The sequence below is a fragment of the Nocardia sp. NPDC051030 genome (assembly GCF_040683015.1).
GTDB lineage: Bacteria > Actinomycetota > Actinomycetes > Mycobacteriales > Mycobacteriaceae > Nocardia.
Map to the genome: position 1 here is coordinate 337101 of NZ_JBFBCD010000007.1, position 19847 is coordinate 356947.

Annotated in this window: 5 protein-coding genes and 1 tRNA gene; 5 read left to right on the forward strand and 1 reads right to left on the reverse strand. The window is 67.5% G+C overall.

Translation table 11 applies throughout. The annotated features are described in order from the left end of the window. The first annotated feature begins 125 nt into the window (after positions 1 to 125). Positions 126 to 923 (forward strand): mycolate reductase, encoded by a 798-nt coding sequence (cmrA, locus tag AB0N05_RS25250; RefSeq protein ID WP_364698305.1) that lies wholly within the window; start codon positions 126 to 128, stop codon positions 921 to 923. 217 nt (positions 924 to 1140) lie between these two features. Next, positions 1141 to 2487, forward strand: a complete 1347-nt coding sequence (gene lysA, locus AB0N05_RS25255) for a diaminopimelate decarboxylase (RefSeq protein ID WP_364698306.1) — start codon at positions 1141 to 1143, stop codon at positions 2485 to 2487. A gap of 48 nt (positions 2488 to 2535) precedes the next feature. Here the strand turns inward: lysA and AB0N05_RS25260 are convergent, their stop codons facing one another. After that, positions 2536 to 4287, reverse strand: coding sequence for a helicase HerA-like domain-containing protein (locus AB0N05_RS25260; RefSeq protein ID WP_364698307.1), 1752 nt, complete (start codon positions 4285 to 4287; stop codon positions 2536 to 2538). Between the two features lie 179 nt (positions 4288 to 4466). Between AB0N05_RS25260 and orn the strand changes: the two genes are divergently transcribed. The 3 genes from orn (at position 4467) to AB0N05_RS25275 (ending at position 19823) form a co-directional block, all read left to right on the forward strand. Then, positions 4467 to 5075, forward strand: a complete 609-nt coding sequence (gene orn, locus AB0N05_RS25265; protein WP_364698308.1) for an oligoribonuclease — start codon at positions 4467 to 4469, stop codon at positions 5073 to 5075. A gap of 73 nt (positions 5076 to 5148) precedes the next feature. Continuing rightward, a tRNA-His gene (locus AB0N05_RS25270) sits at positions 5149 to 5221 on the forward strand. 703 nt (positions 5222 to 5924) lie between these two features. Next, positions 5925 to 19823: an SDR family NAD(P)-dependent oxidoreductase gene (locus AB0N05_RS25275; protein WP_364698309.1), complete on the forward strand. Its 13899-nt coding sequence runs from the start codon at positions 5925 to 5927 to the stop codon at positions 19821 to 19823. Positions 19824 to 19847 lie beyond the last annotated feature (24 nt).

Genomic DNA, 19847 nt, shown 5'->3' on the forward strand with positions numbered 1-19847 from the left:
CGGCCAGGGTAACTGAGACGACCCGTACTATGCAATTCAGTGCATAACAGTTTGCTGAATGTTTCGCCGGACCGGGCGGCCACCGTTCCCCCGGCTTCGGGCACTCATGGGTAGGCTGCCTGATCGTGAGCTTGCCTGCACCCACCGCCGACAATCGTGCCGTCGTCACCGGAGCCTCCTCCGGGATCGGCACCGCCCTCGCCGAGGAGCTCGCTTCGCGGGGCTACTCGCTGATTCTCGTCGCCCGGCGCGGCGACCTGCTGACCGCTCTGGCGCAGAAGCTGACCGAGCGCTACGGGATCACCGCCGAGGTGCGCGCGGTCGACCTGTCCAATCGGGAGCAGCGCGCGCCGTTGGCGGACGAGCTGGCCAAGCGGGATATCGCGATCCTGTGCAATAACGCGGGCGTGGCCACATTCGGGCCACTGGCCAAGCTGGATCTGCAGTACGAGCGCGACATCATGGAACTCAATGCCGTTGCGGTGCATGACCTGAGCCTGGCCGTGCTGCCCGGCATGTTGGAGCGGCGCGGCGGTGGCATCCTCATCACCGGGTCGGCCGCGGGCAATATGCCCATCCCGAACAACACCACCTACGCCGCCTCGAAGGCGTTCACCAATACCTTCGCCGAATCCCTGCGCGGGGAGCTCAAGAACACCGGCGTCAATGTCACGCTGCTCGCCCCCGGCCCGGTCCGTACGGACAACCCGGACCAGGAAGAAGTGAGCAATAAGATCCCGGAGTTCATCTGGGTCTCCGCCGCGCACGCCGCCAAGATCTCCATCGACGGGCTGGCCCGCAATAAGATGCGCATCGTCCCGGGCGTCCTCAGCAAGGGCATGAGCCTGGCGGGCCAATTCGCACCCCGGGCAATCACCTCGGTCGTCGCCGGTGCCGCCTACAAGAAGCTCGGCGAGCAGTAAGAAGTCTCTTCACACACCGATTGCGCTCTTCATCCTGCGGTTGCGGGGGTGAAGAGCGTTTTTCGTGGGTCACGTCACTCGGTCCGCTCGGATTCCGTCAAGATCGAACGGACCCTCGTCAAGGGCGCGTAGCCGGTGGTGCACCGGGTGCCGGAAGCGGCGTAGTCCTGAGAAAGGGCCCCGCAGAAAGGAAAGCGGGGGCGACTCAGGAGACAACGTGACGCTGCTCGACATCTTCCCGTCGCTGCGGTCGGGGGGTTTGCTTCCTCGCCTCGATCCGGCGGTCTGGCCGCGTGATACGCACTATGACGCCGAGGGGCGGATCACCGTCGGCGGCGTGGCCCTGGCCGATATCGCCGATCAGCACGGCACACCCACCTATGTGCTCGACGAGAACGAGGTGCGGGACCGGTGCCGGGCGTATCGCAAACGCTTCCCGGATGCGGAGATCATCTACGCGGGCAAGGCGCTGCTCACCCGGGCGGTGGCCGAGTGGATCGCCGATGAGGGGCTATCGCTCGATGTGTGCTCGGCCGGGGAGCTGGCCGTGGCGCTCGCATCCTGGGTGGATCCGGCGCGAATCGTGCTGCACGGCAACGGTAAACCGTTCGCCGAGTTGGAGACGGCGATCAATTGCGGGGTCGGGCGGATCGTCGTCGACTCGGTGACCGAGATCAACCTGCTGGCCGCGCTGGCCGCCGAACCGCAGCGGGTGCTGGTGCGGGTGACCCCGGATATCGATGTGCACGGGCATCCCGCGGTGCGCACCGGCGTCACCGATCAGAAGTTCGGCTTCCCGATCGGCAGCGACGCGCTCACCGATGCGGTGGATCGCATTGTGCGGCAACCGAATCTGGAATTGGTCGGCCTGCACTGCCATATCGGCTCGCAGATCTACGACACCTTCCCGTACGGCGAGGCGGTGCGCCGCATGATCGCCGAAATGGCGCGCCTGCGTGACGATCTCGGCGTCACACTCACCGATCTCGACCTGGGTGGCGGGCATGCCGTCGCCTATCGCAGCGGCGATGCCGAGATGAACCTGCCGGAGTTGGCCGACATTATCGAGGACTCGCTCGACGCGGCCTGCGCGCGGCACGGATTCCCGCGGCCCGCACTCTCTTTGGAGCCCGGCCGGGCCATTGTGGCGCGCGCCGGTGTCACCCTGTACCGGGTGCTGTCGGTCAAGCATGTCGAGAACGGGCACACCTATGTCACCGTCGACGGCGGCATGAGCGACAACCCGCGCGTCGCCCTCTACGGCGCGGGCTACGAAGCCGTCGTCGCCAACCGGCACCCCACCGGCCCGCATATGACCGTGACCCTCGCCGGACGCCACTGTGAGGCGGGCGACATCCTCGCCCGCGATATCCGCCTGCCCGCCGACCTGCGCCCCGGCGAGATCATCGCCATGCCCTGCACCGGGGCCTATCACCACAGCCTTGCCTCGTCCTACAACGGCATCGGCCGCCCGCCGATCGTCGCGGTCCGCGACGGCGAATCCCGGGAAATCGTCCGCCGCGAAACCATCGACGACCTGATGAGCCGCGATATCGGCTGCTGAAAAAGGGCTTCGGAGGCGTCCTGCCTCCGAAGCCCTTCGAGTTGGTCTCTAGCGCTTGCGGGTGCCGAAGATGCTGCGGCCGATTTCCCGCCCGGCCACGGTGGCGGCCGAGCGCAGGAAGTTCTTGAAGGCCGCATTGTTGACGATCTTCTCGGCCACCGACTCGTCCTCCGGCGCGGGCTTCGACGAACGTGACGAAGTCTTGGCCGGAGGCGCTTCGGCCTGCGCTTGCGCGGCGGCTTCCAGCTTTTCCGCCATGATCTCGTAGGCCGAATCCCGGTCGATGGTCTGCCCGTACTTGCCGTACAGCGTGGATTGCTTTGCCCGCGAACGGATTCCCTCATCACCGATGGTGTCCATGAGCGAGCGCGGCGGCTGCATGCGCGCCCAGGCGACCGGTGTCGGCGCACCCTTCTCCGACAGCACCGTCACCACCGCCTCACCGATGCCCAGCGAGGTGAGCGCCTTCTCGAGGTCATAGTTGGCGGTCTTGGGGTAGGTGCGCACGGTCTTGGACAGCGCTTGCTGATCCTCCGGGGTGAAGGCGCGCAGCGCGTGCTGGATGCGCGCACCCAACTGGGAGAGAACAGCATTCGGGATATCGGTGGGCAGCTGTGTGCAGAAGAACACGCCGACGCCCTTGGAGCGAATCAGCTTCACCGTCTGCTCGACCTGGCTCAGGAAGGCCTTGGACGCGCCATTGAACAGCAGGTGCGCCTCGTCGAAGATGAAGACCAGCTTGGGTTTATCCATATCGCCGATCTCGGGCAGGGTCTGGAACAGATCCGCGAGCACCCACATGAGGAAGGTGGAGAACATCTGCGGCCGCGCGGCCTGCGCGCCCAGCTCGAACAGGGTGATGACACCTTGTCCGCCCGCGACGCGCATGAGATCGGCCGGATCCATTTCCGGTTCACCGAAGAAGGTGTCGCCGCCCTCGGCCTCCAAATTCACCAGGGAGCGCAGGATTACGCCCGCCGTCGTCGCCGAGACGCCGCCAATGCCCTTCAGATCCTCCTTGCCCTCCGGGCTGGTGAGGAACTGGATGACCGCGCGCAGGTCCTTGAGATCCAGTAGCGGGAGTCCGGCCTTGTCCGACCAGTGGAAGATCAGGCCCAGCGTGGATTCCTGAGTCTCATTGAGCCCCAGCACCTTCGACAGCAGGATCGGGCCGAACGAGGTGATGGTGGCGCGAATCGGGATGCCGATGCCCTCGGTGCCCAATGACACGAATTCACACGGGAATCCGGTCGGCTTCCAGTCCGGGTCACCGGTTTCCTTGGCGCGCGCCAAGAGCTTGTCGTTGGAGGCACCGGGCTGCGCGAGCCCCGAGAGGTCGCCCTTGATATCGGCCAGCACCACCGGCACGCCCGCCGCCGACAACTGCTCGGCGATCCCCTGCACGGTCTTCGTCTTACCGGTACCGGTGGCTCCCGCGACGAGGCCGTGCCGGTTCATGGTCTTCATCGGAATCCGTACGCGCGCATCGGGATGCACCTGTCCGTCGATCATGACGGTGCCGAGCTCGAGCGCCAGCCCCTCCATGGCGTACCCGGCCGCGATCTGCTGCGCGGCCGCCTCGCCCGGGTCACCGGCGGCGGCCGAATCCGCCTTCGCCTTCGCCGGGGCGGCCTTTGTCTCCGCCGCGTCGGCAGCTTCCGTTTTGGCCTTCTCGGCTGCTTCTTCGGCGGCGGCTTCCTTTTCGGCGGCCTCCGCGGCTGCCGCTGCCTCCGCCGCGATCCGCGCGGCGTCCTCCGCGGCCTTACGGGCCGCCGCTGCCTTTTCCTGAGGGGTGGTCATCGCGCTCTTCCTCCGTCTGCTCTGCCAACTGCGACTGCTCTACGAACTGCCCTGCCAACATGCCGACCGCATTCACGCGCGCGGATACGCCAAACGATACTGCCCGGTCGGACGGCAAAGCCGCCCCGACGCGGCCGGGCGATCCGGACGGCAGCGGCGAAACGACTAACCTCTTCTCGGTGAGCGACAAATACGTGGTGTGGATGGATTGCGAGATGACCGGCCTACGGCTCGACAGCGACAAGCTGATCGAGGTGGCCGCGCTCGTGACCGACAGTGACCTCAATATCCTCGGTGAGGGCGTGGACATCGTCATTCACGCCGACGACGCCGCCCTGGCCTCGATGCCGCCGGTCGTGACCGATATGCACGCCCGCTCCGGTCTCACCGAGGAGGTTCGCCGCTCCACCGTCACGATGGAAGAGGCCGAACAGCAGATCCTCGACTACATCAAGCAGTACGTCCCCACCCCGCGCACCGTCCCCCTGGCAGGCAACTCGATCGCCACCGATCGCGGCTTCATCGCCCGCGATATGCCCGCCCTGGACGCGCACCTGCACTACCGCATGATCGACGTCAGCTCCATCAAGGAACTGGCCCGCCGCTGGTACCCCCGCATCTACTTCGGCCAGCCCGAGAAGGGCCTGGCCCACCGCGCCCTGGCCGATATCCAGGAGTCCATCAAGGAACTCCAGTACTACCGCCGCACCGCCTTCGTCGCGCCCCCCGGCCCGTCCACCGCGGAAATCGCGGCGGTAGCCGCCGAACTGGGCCAAAAACCGGCCTAACCAGCCGATTAGGTACTGACCACCGACACACGTTACGATCTATCGCGCCGGAAGTTACCGCTTCCCGGCAATGGTGACCGTAGTTCAGTTGGTAGAGCACCAGGTTGTGATCCTGGCTGTCGCGGGTTCGAGTCCCGTCGGTCACCCTGAGAAGAGGCCCCGATCCATTGGATCGGGGCCTCTTTCGTTGGCCGACGTAATCCGATATGACCATGAATTCGATGGCTCGCGACAAGGCATTCGACTGTCTGAGTCAATATGCCTTGGCGGCAATGGCCGCGAGGCGGCGCTATAGGTGATGATCTGTCGCAAATCAATGGCAGTCGAAATGCGATACGGCACAAAAATAGCCAAGCGTCCATCTCTACCCCCGGGTAAGCTACCCGCTAGTAGTCGTTCAGGTTATGGCCCAGCGCGGGCTCGAGGGGCGTTCCGGCGGGCAGGTCGGGCGCGGCAAGGCAGGTTGAGGGTGCAGGTGTTGATCAGCTGGTTGAGGTTGCCATTCGCCATGCGGCGCGGCATGTTATCGACGAGCCACACCGGACTGGACTTGAATGTCGTTGCGCGCGAACCGATGTGGAACATCGCAGCGTAGCAAACCCGCGGGGTGCGATCCCGCACATCACTTCTCGGGGGGATTCGAGTTACCGAGGAGACTCTGTGTCTTACGTTGCCACTGCTGACATATCCCAGCGGAACGATCGAACTACCGGCGATCCCGACTTCTTCGGCATCCCGCCCTATCGGGGAACCTCCAACAATCTCTGAAGCTCTTGGTGTAGTACACATTTCGCACAGGCGCGATGCCAATGCGCGCAGGTGCGTGCTCGTTGTGAGGAAGGTTCTCGAGTGGTAACCCGATCAGATTTCCCCGTAGCTGTCGTAGGAATGGCGTGCCGGCTGCCGGGAGTTGCTGATCTCGACGGTTTCTGGCGGCTGCTCGGCGAGGGACGCGCCACCGTCGGCGCCGCCCCGGCGCCGCGCGCGAATCTCAGCGAACGCGCGAGTTTCCTCGATTCGGTGAGCGATTTCGACGCGGAGTTCTTCGGTATCGCCCCCAATGAGGCCCGATCGATCGATCCACAGCAATTGCTCGCATTGGAGCTGAGCTGGGAGGCCCTCGAAGATGCGGGGCTGGCCGAGGTGGCACGCGAATCGCGCCGGGGCGGGGTATTTCTCGGTTGCACCGGCGGTGACTTCGCGGAACTCGTCACGGCCGCCGAGGGGCCCGGCATTACGCGCCACTCCCTGTGGGGTGCGACGCGCGGAATCATCGCCAACCGGGTTTCCAACTATTTCGGTTTCACCGGCCCCAGCCTCCTGGTCGACAGCGCGCAGGCCTCCTCACTCGTCGCGGTGCACCTGGCGTGCGAGAGCCTGCGCGCGGGCGAAACCGATATCGCATTGGCCGGTGGCGTCAATCTGATCCTCTCGCCGACCAGTGGTGAACGGATCGAACACTTCGGTGCGCACTCGGCACAGGGGCGGTGCTACACCTTCGACTCGCGCGCGGACGGATTCGTGCGCGGCGAAGGCGGTGGCGTGATCGTGCTGAAGCCGCTGGCACAGGCGATCGACGATGGCGACCGCATTCACGCCGTCATCCGTGGTAGCGCGGTCAATACCGGCAATGAGCGGCGGGTATTGAGTGCGCCGAGTCGCGAAGCGCAGGTCGCCGCGATTCGCTCCGCCCTAGAAGCGGCCGATGTGCCCGCCGATTCCGTGCAGTACGTCGAGTTGCACGGCACCGGAACCCCGGCGGGCGATCCGGTCGAGGCCGCCGCACTCGGCGCGACCTATGGCGCCGATCGCGCGCCGGATTCGCCGCTGGCGGTGGGGTCGGTCAAGACGAATGTCGGCCATCTGGAGGGCGCTGCCGGGATCATCGGCCTCATCAAGACCGCGCTGTGTCTGCGGCACCGCGAACTCGTGGCCAGCCTCAACTTCGAGCGGCCCAATCCGGCGATTCCGCTGGATGATCTGCGCTTGCGTGTGGTCAGCGAACCCGAACAGTGGGCCGCGACCACCATCCGGCGGGCGGGCGTCTCCGCATTCGGCATGGGCGGTTCGAACGTTCACTTGATCCTCGACGAGGCTCCGATCGCGGATATTGCGACAACAACCTTCGAGCCCGAAGACGCCGACGAGGTGCCGATCGTGCTCTCCGCGCGCGATGAGGTCGGCCTCCGCGCGCAAGCGAGTCGGCTCCGCGACTGGCTGGCGCGCCACCCGGAGCTCGCCCTTGCCGATGTAGCACATTCGCTGCTCACGACCCGCGCCCATATGTCCTGGCGTGCAGGCTTTTACGCGTCGAGTCGCGAGCAGCTCCTGTCCGAGCTGGGGGCGCTCATCGAACGCGAGGGCGGTTCGGAAGCCGTCGCGCCGAGCGTCGAATCATTGCCGAACGACAGCGCCCGGCAGGTTCGGGAGTCACTCCTTCAGGCGTATCGCGCTGGGCAGCCGGTGGATTCGAGCGCCTGGGCGATTACAGGTGTCCGGGTAGATCTGCCGCCGTACGCATTTCGCCGCCGGGAGAACTTCACGGATCTCGAGTCCGTCGAGTCACCGCCGGTAGCACCCGCCCCGACGGAGCGGACTAAGCGACTGGTCGAAGGTCCTCCTCGTCATTCCGGCGCGCTTTTGGCCGGAATCCACCGCACTGTCAGAGATCCCGGCCAAAAGCATGCCGGGATGACGAGCGGAACTTCTGTCAATGCGGTTAGCGATGCCGGTGACGACACCGACCATCACACGCCTTCCGACAGCATCCTGTCGCGCAATCTGCGAGCGATACCCGAATTTCAGCACCGCGCAGCGGTTCTCGCCGTGGTCCGCGAGCAGGCCGCCGCGGTGCTCGGATACGAATCGGCCGAGTCGATTCGCGGCGACCTGCCGTTCACCGATCTCGGGTTCGACTCGCTCAGCGGCGTGGAACTGCAAAAACGCCTGACCCGGGCGACGGGTGTGGAATTGCCGCCCTCGCTCATCTTCGATCACCCCACCGCCACCTCGGTGGCCGATCTGCTGAGGTCACGCGCCACCGCGGCCGGTGAGAAGCGCGGCCGGGTCACGCGGCGAACCTCCTCGGAGGAGCCGATCGCGATCGTCGGCATGGGTGCGCGGTTCCCGGGCGGTATCTCCTCCGCCGAGGAGCTGTGGGACCTGGTCGCGGCGGGACGCGACGCGATCGGTGATTTCCCCGACGATCGCGGGTGGGATCTCGATCGCCTCTACGATCCCGACGCCGGCAAGGCGGGTACCGTCTACACGCGCCGGGGTGGCTTCCTCAGCGGCGCAGGCGATTTCGACCCCGGCTTCTTCGGGATCAGCCCGCGTGAGGCACTGGCGATGGACCCGCAGCAGCGGGTGTTCCTCGAAACCGCCTGGGAGGCCCTCGAAGACGCCGGAATCGACCCGACCACACTGCGCGGCAGTGATACCGGCGTCTTCGTAGGAGCCTGCGCGTCAGGGTATTCCGGTCTCGTCACCGGCGACCTGGAGGGCTTCCGGCTGACCGGCACCTCGCACAGCGTCATCTCGGGGCGGCTCGCCTACGTCCTCGGCCTGGAGGGGCCCGCGGTGACGGTGGACACCGCGTGCTCCTCATCGCTGGTGGCGCTGCACTCGGCGTGTCAGGCCTTGCGCAGGGGCGAGAGCTCTCTGGTTCTGGCCGGAGGCGTGACCATTGCCGGGACCCCCGACCTGTATGTCGATTTCGCTCGGCAGCGCGGGCTGTCGCGCGATGGCCGCTGCAAGGCCTTCTCCGCCGCCGCCGACGGTGTCGGCTGGTCCGAGGGATCGGGCGTGCTCGTGTTGGAGCGACTCTCCGATGCTCGCCGACTCGGACACCACGTCCTGGCGGTGGTGCGGGGTAGCGCGGTCAACCAGGACGGTGCGAGCAATGGGCTCACCGCACCCAATGGGCCGTCGCAGCAACGCGTGATCGAACAGGCCCTCGCCGACGCCGGAATATCGGCGGCCGATGTGGACGCCGTCGAGGCGCACGGCACCGGGACGAGACTGGGCGATCCGATCGAGGCACAGGCGCTGATCGCCGTGTACGGACAGGCTCGCGGCGACCGCGAACCGCTGCGCATCGGTTCGCTCAAATCGAATATCGGCCATACCGTCGCCGCCGCGGGCGTCGCCGGTGTGATCAAGACCGTCCAATCGATGCGGCATGGACGACTGCCGCGCACACTGCATGCGGAAACGCCTTCCCCGCATGTGGATTGGAATGCGGGGGCGGTGCGGCTGCTGACCAAGGCAGAACCGTGGGAGCGCGGGGATCGGCCGCGTCGGGCGGGGGTGTCGTCGTTCGGGATCAGCGGAACGAACGCCCATGTGATCCTCGAGGAAGCGCCCATCGACGCGGCGACATCGGATACTGCTCGCAGCGGCTCGGATCTCCCGAACGAGATCCCGGTGCCGCTGGTCGTCTCGGGTAAGAGCGAGGCGGCTCTGTGTGCACAGGCCGCCCGCTTGCGCATGTGGTTGTCGGAGAGTCCGCAGCTGGATGTCGCCGAGGTTGCCGGTGCGCTGACTTCGACACGGGCACAACTGGATTCGCGCGCGGTGGTGTTCGGACGCGACCGGGACGAGCTGCTCGAACGGTTGCATGTCCTCGCCGATGCGGGCACTGGCACCGACATCGTCACCGGAACCCTCGTCGCGGGCCAGACCGCGTTTCTGTTCACCGGACAGGGTGCCCAACGAGTCGGCATGGGTGCCGACCTCTACAGCGCCTTCCCTGCCTTCGCGACCGCGCTGGACGAGGTGTGCGCACACCTCGATCCGCTCCTCGGCGGATCGCTGCGCGAAGTGATGTTCACCGATGCCAGCGGCGTGCTCGATCGCACCGAATGGACGCAACCCGCGCTCTTCGCCTTCGAAGTCGCGCTGTACCGGCTGCTGGAATCGTTCGGAACGGCACCGGACGTCCTCGCGGGCCACTCCATCGGCGAACTGTCGGCCGCCCACGTGGCCGGAGTGCTGTCGCTACCCGACGCCTGCGCACTCGTGGCGGCCCGCGGCCGGTTGATGGGCGAACTTCCCGAGGGCGGGGCGATGCTCGCCGTCGCCGTAGACGAGGCGCGAGCGAACGGCCTCATCGCCGGATTCGATGGTCGCCTCTCGCTCGCCGCGGTTAATACCCCTTCCGCGACAGTGCTTTCCGGTGACTCGGACGCGATCGACGCCGTCGAACGAGAGCTGACCGCCGAGGGAATTCAGACCACCCGACTGCGCGTCAGCCACGCTTTCCATTCGGCGCGAATGGATCCGATGCTGGCGGAATTCCGTGCGATCGCGGAGCGCCTCACCTACCACCCGCCCCGGATCCCCATCGTTTCCACCGTCACCGGAGAGGTCGCGGGCGAGAGCATCACTACCCCCGAATACTGGGAGTGGCAGGTGCGGGACACCGTCCGCTTCGCGCCCGCGATCGCCACCCTGCTCGCGAGCGGAGTGCGGCGATTCGTAGAAGTGGGACCGGATGCCATTCTCAGCGCGGCGATCAACCGGTACCTGGCGACCGACCAGGCCCTCGAGTCGTCGACCTCGGTCGTGGCCACCTCGCGACGGTCGAATGATCAAGTACCGCAGCTGCTCTCCGCCCTGGCGCGGCTCCATGTCACCGGTGGACCGGTCGACTGGCGGCCCCTGCTTCCCGTCTCCGATCGACGAATTCCGTTGCCGACCTATGCATTCCAGCATCAACGGTTCTGGCTGCGCCCGAGCCTCGCCGCAGCTACGTCCGGTGATCACCCGATTCTCACCGGTGTCGTCGGTATCGCGGGCACCGATGAATGGTTGTTCACCGGTCGACTGTCCCTGCGCGAACACCCGTGGATCACCGACCATGCGGCACACGGTGTCGTGGTCGTCCCGAGTGCGGTCCTGGTGGAATTCCTGCTCATCGCGGGCGAACGGATCGACTGCGGTGTGCTCGAGGAACTCACGCTGCAGGTTCCGATCGTCCCGGCCGAAGACGATGAGATCGAGCTCCAGGTCGCCGTTCGGGCATTCGAGTCCGGGCGTCGACCTTTCGATTTCTATTTCCGGAAGTCCGGGGATGCCCCGTGGGTACTCAACGCGACCGGTTCACTCGCACGGGAACATTCGGGCGACTCGAAGGCATTGCGGTTGCTCGGCCAGGCCTGGCCGCCCGCCGATGCGGAAGCGCTCGACGCGACGCGTATTCCAAGCCTGATGACGGAGGGCTCCGGGCTCGAATACGGCCCGGCGTTCGGCGGCGTCCACACCGTATGGCGACAGGCGGACGCGGTCTTCTCCGAGATCACCCTGCGCGCCGAGGTGGATAGCACCGCACGCGCTTTCGGTGTGCACCCGACGTTGGTAGATATGACGGTGCACGCCGGACTCGCCGAATTGCTCTGGCACGGACTGGATCACGAGCCGGGCTCCGGGAAATTGTTGTTCCGCTGGGGCGGTGCGCGATTCCACCGGCCGATGGCCGACCGATCGGCGCGGCTGACCTCGCTTCGAGTCGCCGCCGTCGCGACGGGACCGGAGACCATCTCCGTCGCCGCGGTCGATTCCGCTGGGCGGCCGATCATCTCGGTGGATGCCGTCGTCATGCGTCCCTATGACGTGCAGGGATTCTTCGCAGGCCTGTCCGACAACCCGGCCGATCTATATCAAGTGCGCTGGGAACGCGCGGGTGCCGCGGTCATCGGCGAGCAGGTTCCGACCGCGGTGGTATACCGTGCGGAGTTCCCGAGTGATGAACCGGCCGACATCTATTCGACGACCCGGCGGGCCGTGCACGAGACGCTCGCCCTGCTGAATTCGTGGCTGCGAGACGAAGAGCAGTCGGATTCGCGGCTGGTCGTCGTCACCCGTGGCGGAGTGGGAGTCGCCGACGAAACCCCTGATCTCCTCGCGGCGGCGGTGTGGGGTGTGGTGCGCACCGCGCAGTCGGAGAATCCGGATCGTTTCGTCCTCGTCGACGAGGACCCGGCGGCACCGCTGGATGACCAAGCGCTCGCCGCCGTCATGCGCACCAATGAACCGCAGATCGCGATTCGCGGTGCCGACGTGCTCGTACCGCGCTTGGTTCGCGCCGAGACCGCCGACGCCGAGGTCGACGCCACCCCGTTCGGCACCGGTACGGTGCTGATCACCGGCGGCACAGGCGGATTGGGCGCATTGTTCGCCCGGCATCTCGTGACCGAATACGGCGTCCGGGACCTGGCGTTGACCTCCCGCCGAGGCCCCGACGCTCCCGGTGCGGCGGCTCTGGTCGAAGAACTGGCCGCCCTGGGTGCCCACGCTCGGATCATCGCCTGCGACGTCGCCGACCGTGAATCGGTACGACAGCTGGTGAGCGGTCTGGAGCTGACCGCGGTGATTCACACCGCGGGTGTCCTCGACGACGGCACCATCGGTTCCCTGACCGCCGAGCAGGTCGACCGGGTCTTGGCGCCGAAGGTCGCGGGCGCGTGGAATCTACATGAAGCGACCGAGGGTCTCGACCTCTCCGCATTCATGCTGTTCTCCTCGGTCGCGGGAGTGATCGGTTCGGCCGGGCAGGGCAACTACGCCGCCGCGAACAGCTTCCTGGACGCGCTGGCCGAGCGGCGACGCGCTACCGGTTTGGCTGCGACGTCCTTGGCGTGGGGGCCGTGGGGTGAAGCGGGCGGAATGACGGGCGAGTTGGACCACGTCGCCGTCGCGCGGTGGGATCGCCTCGGGCTCGGGCAAATTGAACGCGCCGAGGGATTGCGCCTGTTCGATGCCGCGCTCACGCATCGTGCGGCGCGCCTGGTTCCGCTTCGTTTCGATGCCACCGCAGTGCGTCGCGGATCCGATGCTCGCGCGCTGCCGTCGGTCCTGCGCGGGTATGGACGCCGCGCCGCCGAGGTCGCGAAATCCGTTGGTGCGGTGGAGACATTGGCCGCGAGGCTGGCCGAGGCGGGTTCGGACCGCAGTGCCGACCTGACCCTGCAGACGGTGCGCGCCCAGGTCGCCGCCGTCCTCGGACATGATTCCGGTGACTCGATCGATGCCGAGACGCCGTTCCGGGAACTGGGCCTCGATTCACTGGGCGGAGTGGAGCTGCGGAATCGGCTCGGTAAGGCCACCGGCCTGTCTCTGCCCTCGACCCTGGTCTTCGACTATCCGACGCCCGCGGCGGTGGCGAAGCTGGTCCAGTCGAGAATCGCGCCGACGGCGACCCGAGCGGCGAAGCCGGTGGCGTCGAGCCACGCACGCACCGATGAGCCGATCGCGATCGTCGGCATGGCCTGCCGTTACCCGGGTGGTGTCGAATCCCCCGACGCACTCTGGGATCTGGTGTTCACGGGAACGGACGCCACCAGCGACTTCCCCTCCGATCGCGGCTGGGAGCTGGACCGGCTGATCGATCCGGACCCCGACAACCCGGGCACCACGTATTCGGGCCGGGGCGGATTCGTCACCGGCGCGGCCGATTTCGATGCGGGCTTCTTCGGAATCGGCCCCCGCGAGGCCGTCGCCATGGATCCGCAGCAGCGGTTGCTGCTCGAAGTGTCCTGGGAGGCACTCGAACACGCGGGAATCGACCCGATCTCCTTGCGCGGCAGTGATACCGGTGTCTATTCGGGCGTGATGTACCAGGACTATGAATCGTTGACCCGCAATGCGGGTCCGGAGGTCGAGGGTTACGCGCTCACCGGATCGCTGGGCAGCGTGGTCTCGGGGCGTATCGGCTACGCCTTGGGACTGGAAGGCCCCGCGCTGACGGTGGATACCGCATGCTCGTCCTCGCTGGTGGCGCTGCATCTGGCGTGCCGTGCGCTGCGGGACGGGGAAAGTTCCCTGGCCCTGGTCGGCGGGGCCACGGTCATGGCCACGCCCACGGTCTTCCTCGACTTCTCCCGGCAGCGCGGTCTCGCCTCGGACGGGCGCTGCAAATCGTTCTCCGCGGCCGCCGACGGCGTGGCGTGGTCGGAGGGTGCGGCCGTGCTGGTCGTCGAACGGCTCTCGGACGCACAGCGGCTCGGCCACACGGTGCTCGCGGTCGTGCGTGGCAGCGCGATCAATCAGGACGGTGCCAGCAATGGCCTGACCGCGCCCAATGGACCGGCGCAAGAGCGGGTGATCGCCGAGGCGCTGGCCGATGCCGGTGTGACACCCGCCGAGGTGGACGCCGTCGAGGCGCACGGCACCGGAACCACCCTGGGCGACCCGATCGAGGCGCAAGCGCTCATCGCCACCTACGGACAGGCTCGCGGCGACCGGGAACCCCTGCGGATCGGCTCGCTCAAATCCAATATCGGGCATGCGCAAGCGGCCGCGGGCGTCGGCGGAATCATCAAGATGGTGCAAGCCATGCGCCATGGCGTGCTGCCGCGCACGCTGCACGCGGAAGAGCTTTCACCGCATGTCGATTGGTCAGCGGGAGCCGTGCGGGTGCTCACCGACGCCGAGCCGTGGCCCAGCGGTGACCGGCTACGCCGCGCCGGTGTCTCGTCGTTCGGCATCAGCGGGACGAACGCGCACGTCATTCTCGAGGAGCCGCCCGTGACCGCGGCCGAACCCGCTGTCGCCCCGGCGAATCCGAACGTCGATGCCCTGATGATCTCGGGGCGCTCCGAGGCGGCACTGCGCGAGCAGGCGGATCGGTTGCGGCAGTGGATGATCGAACGCCCGGCGCTCGCCGCGCGGGATATCGCCTCGGCCCTGGTCGGCACCCGGGCGCGACTGGACTGGCGCGGCGGGGTCATCGGCCGCGACCGTGACGAACTACTCGCCGGATTGGCGGCCCTCGCCGACGGGCAGGCCACCGCGACCGCCATTGCGGGCACGGCGACACCGGGGCGATTGGCGTTCCTTTTCACCGGGCAGGGTGCGCAGCGGCGCGGCATGGGTGCCGGGCTCTACCGCGACTACCCGGCCTTCGCGAGCGCCCTCGACGAAGTGTGCGCCGAATTCGACGGCCGTCTCGGCGGATCGCTGCGCGCGGTGATGTTCGATGCGCCCGAAAGCGGGCTGAACCGAACGGAATTCACGCAGCCCGCACTGTTCGCGTTCGAAGTGGCGCTGTTCCGGCTGCTGGAGTCCTTCGGCGTCGTCCCGGACGTGGTCGCCGGGCATTCCATCGGTGAGCTCGCCGCGGCGTATGTCGCGGGCGTGTGGTCACTGTCGGATGCGTGCGCCCTGGTGGCGGCACGCGGACGGTTGATGGGTGGCCTGCCCGAAGGCGGCGCCATGCTCGCGGTGGCAGTCTCCGAGGAAGAGGCGGTCGCGGTGGTGGCCGACTACGCCGATCGCCTCTCGGTGGCGGCGGTCAATGGGCCTGCCGCAGTGGTGCTCTCGGGTGATGAGGACGCCGTCGCCGAGGTCGACCGGCTATTCGAGCAGCGCGGTGTCCGGACGAGTCGACTACGAGTCAGCCATGCGTTCCATTCGGCGCGGATGGACCCGATGCTGGCCGAATTCCGCACTGTCGCGCAGGGATTGAGCTATCGGCAGCCGCTGCTGCCGATCGTTTCGAACGTCACCGGCACCGAGGCGGGCGATGCCGTCCGCGACCCGGAATATTGGGTGGCGCAGGTGCGTGGCTGTGTACGTTTCGCGCCGGGAGTGGACACCCTGATCGAGAGCGGTGTGCGCAAGTTCCTCGAGGTCGGCCCGGACGCGGTGCTCACCGCCATGACATCGGCCTGTTTGGCGCAGTACCCGGAGGTGGAGCCGAAATCCATTGCGGTGGCGGCATCGCGGCGGTCGATGGACGAGCCGACCGCGTTCATGACCGCATTGGCGCGAGCGGACGCCGCCGGTATTCCCGTCGACTGGTCGCAGGGTCAGGACCGGCCTGCTGTCCGTGTCGCCCTGCCCACCTACGCATTCCAGCGTCAGCGCTATTGGGCCCGGCCCGTCGTGGCGAACGATGTCCGGCGTTCGGGACTGGAGGACGCCGACCATCCGCTGCTCGGCGCGATCGTCCGGCTACCCGGCTCGGAGCAGGTGGTGTTCACCGGCCGACTGTCGCGAAGCACGCATCCGTGGCTCGAAGACCACGCGGTCGCGGGCACGGTGCTCTTGCCCGGCGCGGCCTTGGCAGAACTCGCGCTGCATGCCGGTGCGGTCACCGGGCGGCCGCATTTGGCCGAACTGGTGATCGAGGCGCCGCTGCCGATACCGGCGGACGCGGGGGTCCAGCTGCGCCTGGTGGCGGATGCACCGGATGACTCGAACAGCGTGACGGCACAGTTCTATTCGCGAATCGAGAACGCCGGACCCGACGGCGAATCGCAGTGGGTGCGCCACGCCACCGCGACCCTCACCGACGACGCGTCCGCACCGTCGAACCCGGATGGCTCACACGAGTGGCCGCCAGCGGACGCCGCGGCGATCGCCGTCGAAGACGGCTACGCGGCACTGGCGGAACGCGGCTACCGATACGGACCCGCCTTCCGCGGTGTGCGGTCATTGTGGGCGCGTACCGGTGAGGCGTTCGCCGAGATCGCACTGCCGGATTCGGTACGCGACCAGGCCGGGGAGTACGGGATGCACCCCGCCCTCCTGGATTCGGCGCTCCACGCGATCCTGCTCGGTGGACTGCTTCCCACGCCGCCGAATGGTTCTGTCGCCGTGCCATTTTCCTGGGAACAGGTCGACCTGCGCGGCATCGGATCGACCGCGCTCCGGGTGCACGCGAGGGTTTCCGACTCCGGGACCCAACGCATCGCCCTGACCTTCACCGACCAGGCGGGCATTCCCGTGGGCGAGGTACGGGCACTGACCCTGCGCGCAATCGCAACGGGGGCGCTCACCGAATCCCGGCGGGACCGCCTCGGTTACCACGTCGAGTGGGTGGCCGCGCCGCAACCGAACGGCGACACAGTGGATGTCGTCTGGGACGCTGGAACACCGCAAGACGCCGCACCCGACAGGGACTACGAGACCGCCACGATCGGCGGGCGCAGGCACAGGGTCGCTCGCATCGAACCGGCGACCGAAAGTTCCCCCCGTCATTCCGGCGTGCTTTTGGCCGGAATCCACCACGGCGAGGGAGATCCCGGCCAAAAGCACGCCGGGATGACAAGAGAGACTTCCGTCCAGGCGCCGAGCCTCCCGGATTCGGTGCGCCAGACCGTCATCGACGCTGCCGCGCGAGTGCGGCGCCTGGTGGAGGGTGATGATCCCGTCGTGATCGTCACCAGCCGGGCCGTCGCGGCCGAGCCCGGCGAGCACATCGATCCGGCGAGCGCCGCGGTGTGGGGTCTGCTGCGTACCGCGCAGAGCGAGAACCCGGACCGGATCAGGCTCGTGGACATCGGCCGGGAGCGCGACCATCGCGCAGGTGTGGAGTCGGCGGCGGCGATCGCCGACGAATCCCAGCTGGCTGTGCGGGGTTCGGCGGTGTACGTCCCGCGAGTCACCCGCGACTCCGGCGCCCTGACCGCCCCCGACGGTGGGGCCTGGGCGCTGACCCTCCGTGACAAGGGAACCCTGGCCACGGAGAACTTCGGAATCGACGAAACCTCGGGCGCGACAACCGCTCTCGAGCCCGGCCAGGTCCGGGTGAGCATGCGAGCGGTGGGCCTGAATTTCCGAGATGTGCTCATGGCGTTGGGCAACTATCCGGATCCGCTCGGTCGAATCGGCGGCGAGGGCGCGGGCGTCGTGCTCGAAGTCGCGGCCGACGTCAGCGAATTCGCCGTCGGTGATCGCGTTTTCGGCTTCACCCCCGGTATGGGTTCGGTGGTCGTGGTGGACCGTCGACTGCTCGCACCGATGCCACGGGGCTGGTCGTTCGCACAAGCCGCAGCCGTTCCGATTGTGTACGCGACCGCCTACTACGGTCTGGTCGACCTAGCCGAGGCGCGCTCCGGGGAGACCCTGCTGTTGCACGCCGCGACCGGCGGCGTCGGCATGGCCGCGGTGCAACTCGCCCGGCACCTGGGGCTTCGCGTCCTGGCGACGGCGAGTAAACCCAAGTGGAACGTGCTGCGGGACATGGGTTTCGACGACTCGGACATCGCCGATTCGCGCACCCTGGATTTCGAACGGAAGTTCTCCGACCGCACCGGCGGCGACGGCGTGGATATCGTGCTCGATTCGCTGGCAGGCGAATTCGTGGACGCTTCCCTGCGTCTACTCCCCCACGGCGGCCGATTCGTCGAGATGGGGATGATCGATCGTCGCGACCCCGTCGAGGTCGGCGCACTGCACCCCGGCGTGCGCTACGCCAGCTTCATGCTCATGGAAGCGGGACCTGACCGGCTGCGGGAGATTCTGGAAGCCCTCGTGGCCCTGTTCGACGGCGGCGAGCTGGCGTCCTATCCGATCACCACCTGGGATCTGCGGCGTGCCCCGGAGGCCTTCCGCTACCTCAGCCAGGCCCGGGGTGTCGGCAAGAACGTGCTGACCGTCCCGACACCGCTGCGAACCGACGGCACCGTGCTGATCACCGGCGGCACCGGCGGTTTGGGTGTGGTGGCTGCACGCCACCTCATCACCGCCCACGGTGTGCGCAGGCTCGTGCTCGCGAGTCGGCGCGGTGCGGAGACGCCCGGCGTGGCGGAAACGGTCGCCGAACTCACCGCACTCGGTGCGCACGTGGACGTCGTCGCGTGCGACGCGGCGGACCGGGCGGCGCTCGACCGGCTGCTCGCCACGATCCCGGCCCAGCACCCGCTGACCGCGGTCGTGCACGCGGCGGGTGTGCTGGCCGATGGCCTGCTCGCCACCATGACCGACGAGCAGATCGCACGGGTCCTGCGTCCCAAGGTCGACGCCGCCTGGAATCTGCACGAAGCGACCGCGGGCATGGACCTCTCGGCCTTCGTGCTCTACTCCTCGATCGCGGGAGTGCTCGGTACGGCGGGCCAGGCCAACTACGCCGCCGCCAACACCTTCCTCGACGCGCTGGCGCACCACCGGCGCGCCGAGGGACTCCCCGCGACCTCCATCGCGTGGGGACCATGGCAGCAGAGCAGCGGTATGACCGGCGATCTGACCGAAGCCGATCTGGCGCGGCTGCGACGAGAGGGCCTGCTCCCGTTGAATGCGGATGAGGGCATGGACCTTTTCGACGCGGCGACGACCGCGGGCCATCCCACTTCCGTGGCGGTCCGCATAGACCGCGACGCGCTCGGCGGCGGCGATCCGGCTGGAGTCCGCCCGATCATGCGAGCACTGTCCAAACCGGCAGCGCGGCGCGGGCCGGTCACCGAATCGGCGACGGCGGAGATCGCCGCCGATTCGGGACAGCTGGTTACTCGCCTGCTCGGTCGTTCGGCGCAGGAGCAGAAGCGTGTCCTGCTCGGCGTGATCGGCGTGCACGCCGCGGCCGTGCTCGGGCATACCGGTGCCGACGCGATGGAGCCGGATAAACCGTTCAGCGCGATCGGGTTCGACTCGCTCGGGGTGATGGAATTCCGCAATAGGTTGAAATCGGCTGCGGGAGTGCAGGTGTCGGCCACCGCGATGTTCGATCACCCGACCCCTGCGGCCCTGGCCGAGTTCCTCCGTCAGGAGTTGGTGCCCGCCGACGCGGCCGCGCGAGCGCTCGCCGCCGAAGTCGACTCGCTCACCAGAAGTTTCGCCGCGGCGGAACTGACCTCGTCGGAGCGTTCCGGCCTGGCCGAGAAGTTGTCCGCGCTACTACGCAAGCTCGAGGACGTAGCGGCCGATCGAACCGATCGCGGCCCACTTCACCCACCGGGGGTGGATGGCGCCGAGGATCTCGAATCCGCCGACGACGACGAGCTTTTCGAATTCATCGACAGCCTCTGAGCTGATAGACCAGGAGTTTCACTG

Bases quoted from the DNA above. Each gene is read 5' to 3' on its own strand.
- AB0N05_RS25260 (WP_364698307.1), bottom strand. From the start codon at position 4,287: ATGACCACCCCTCAGGAAAAGGCAGCGGCGGCCCGTAAGGCCGCGGAG.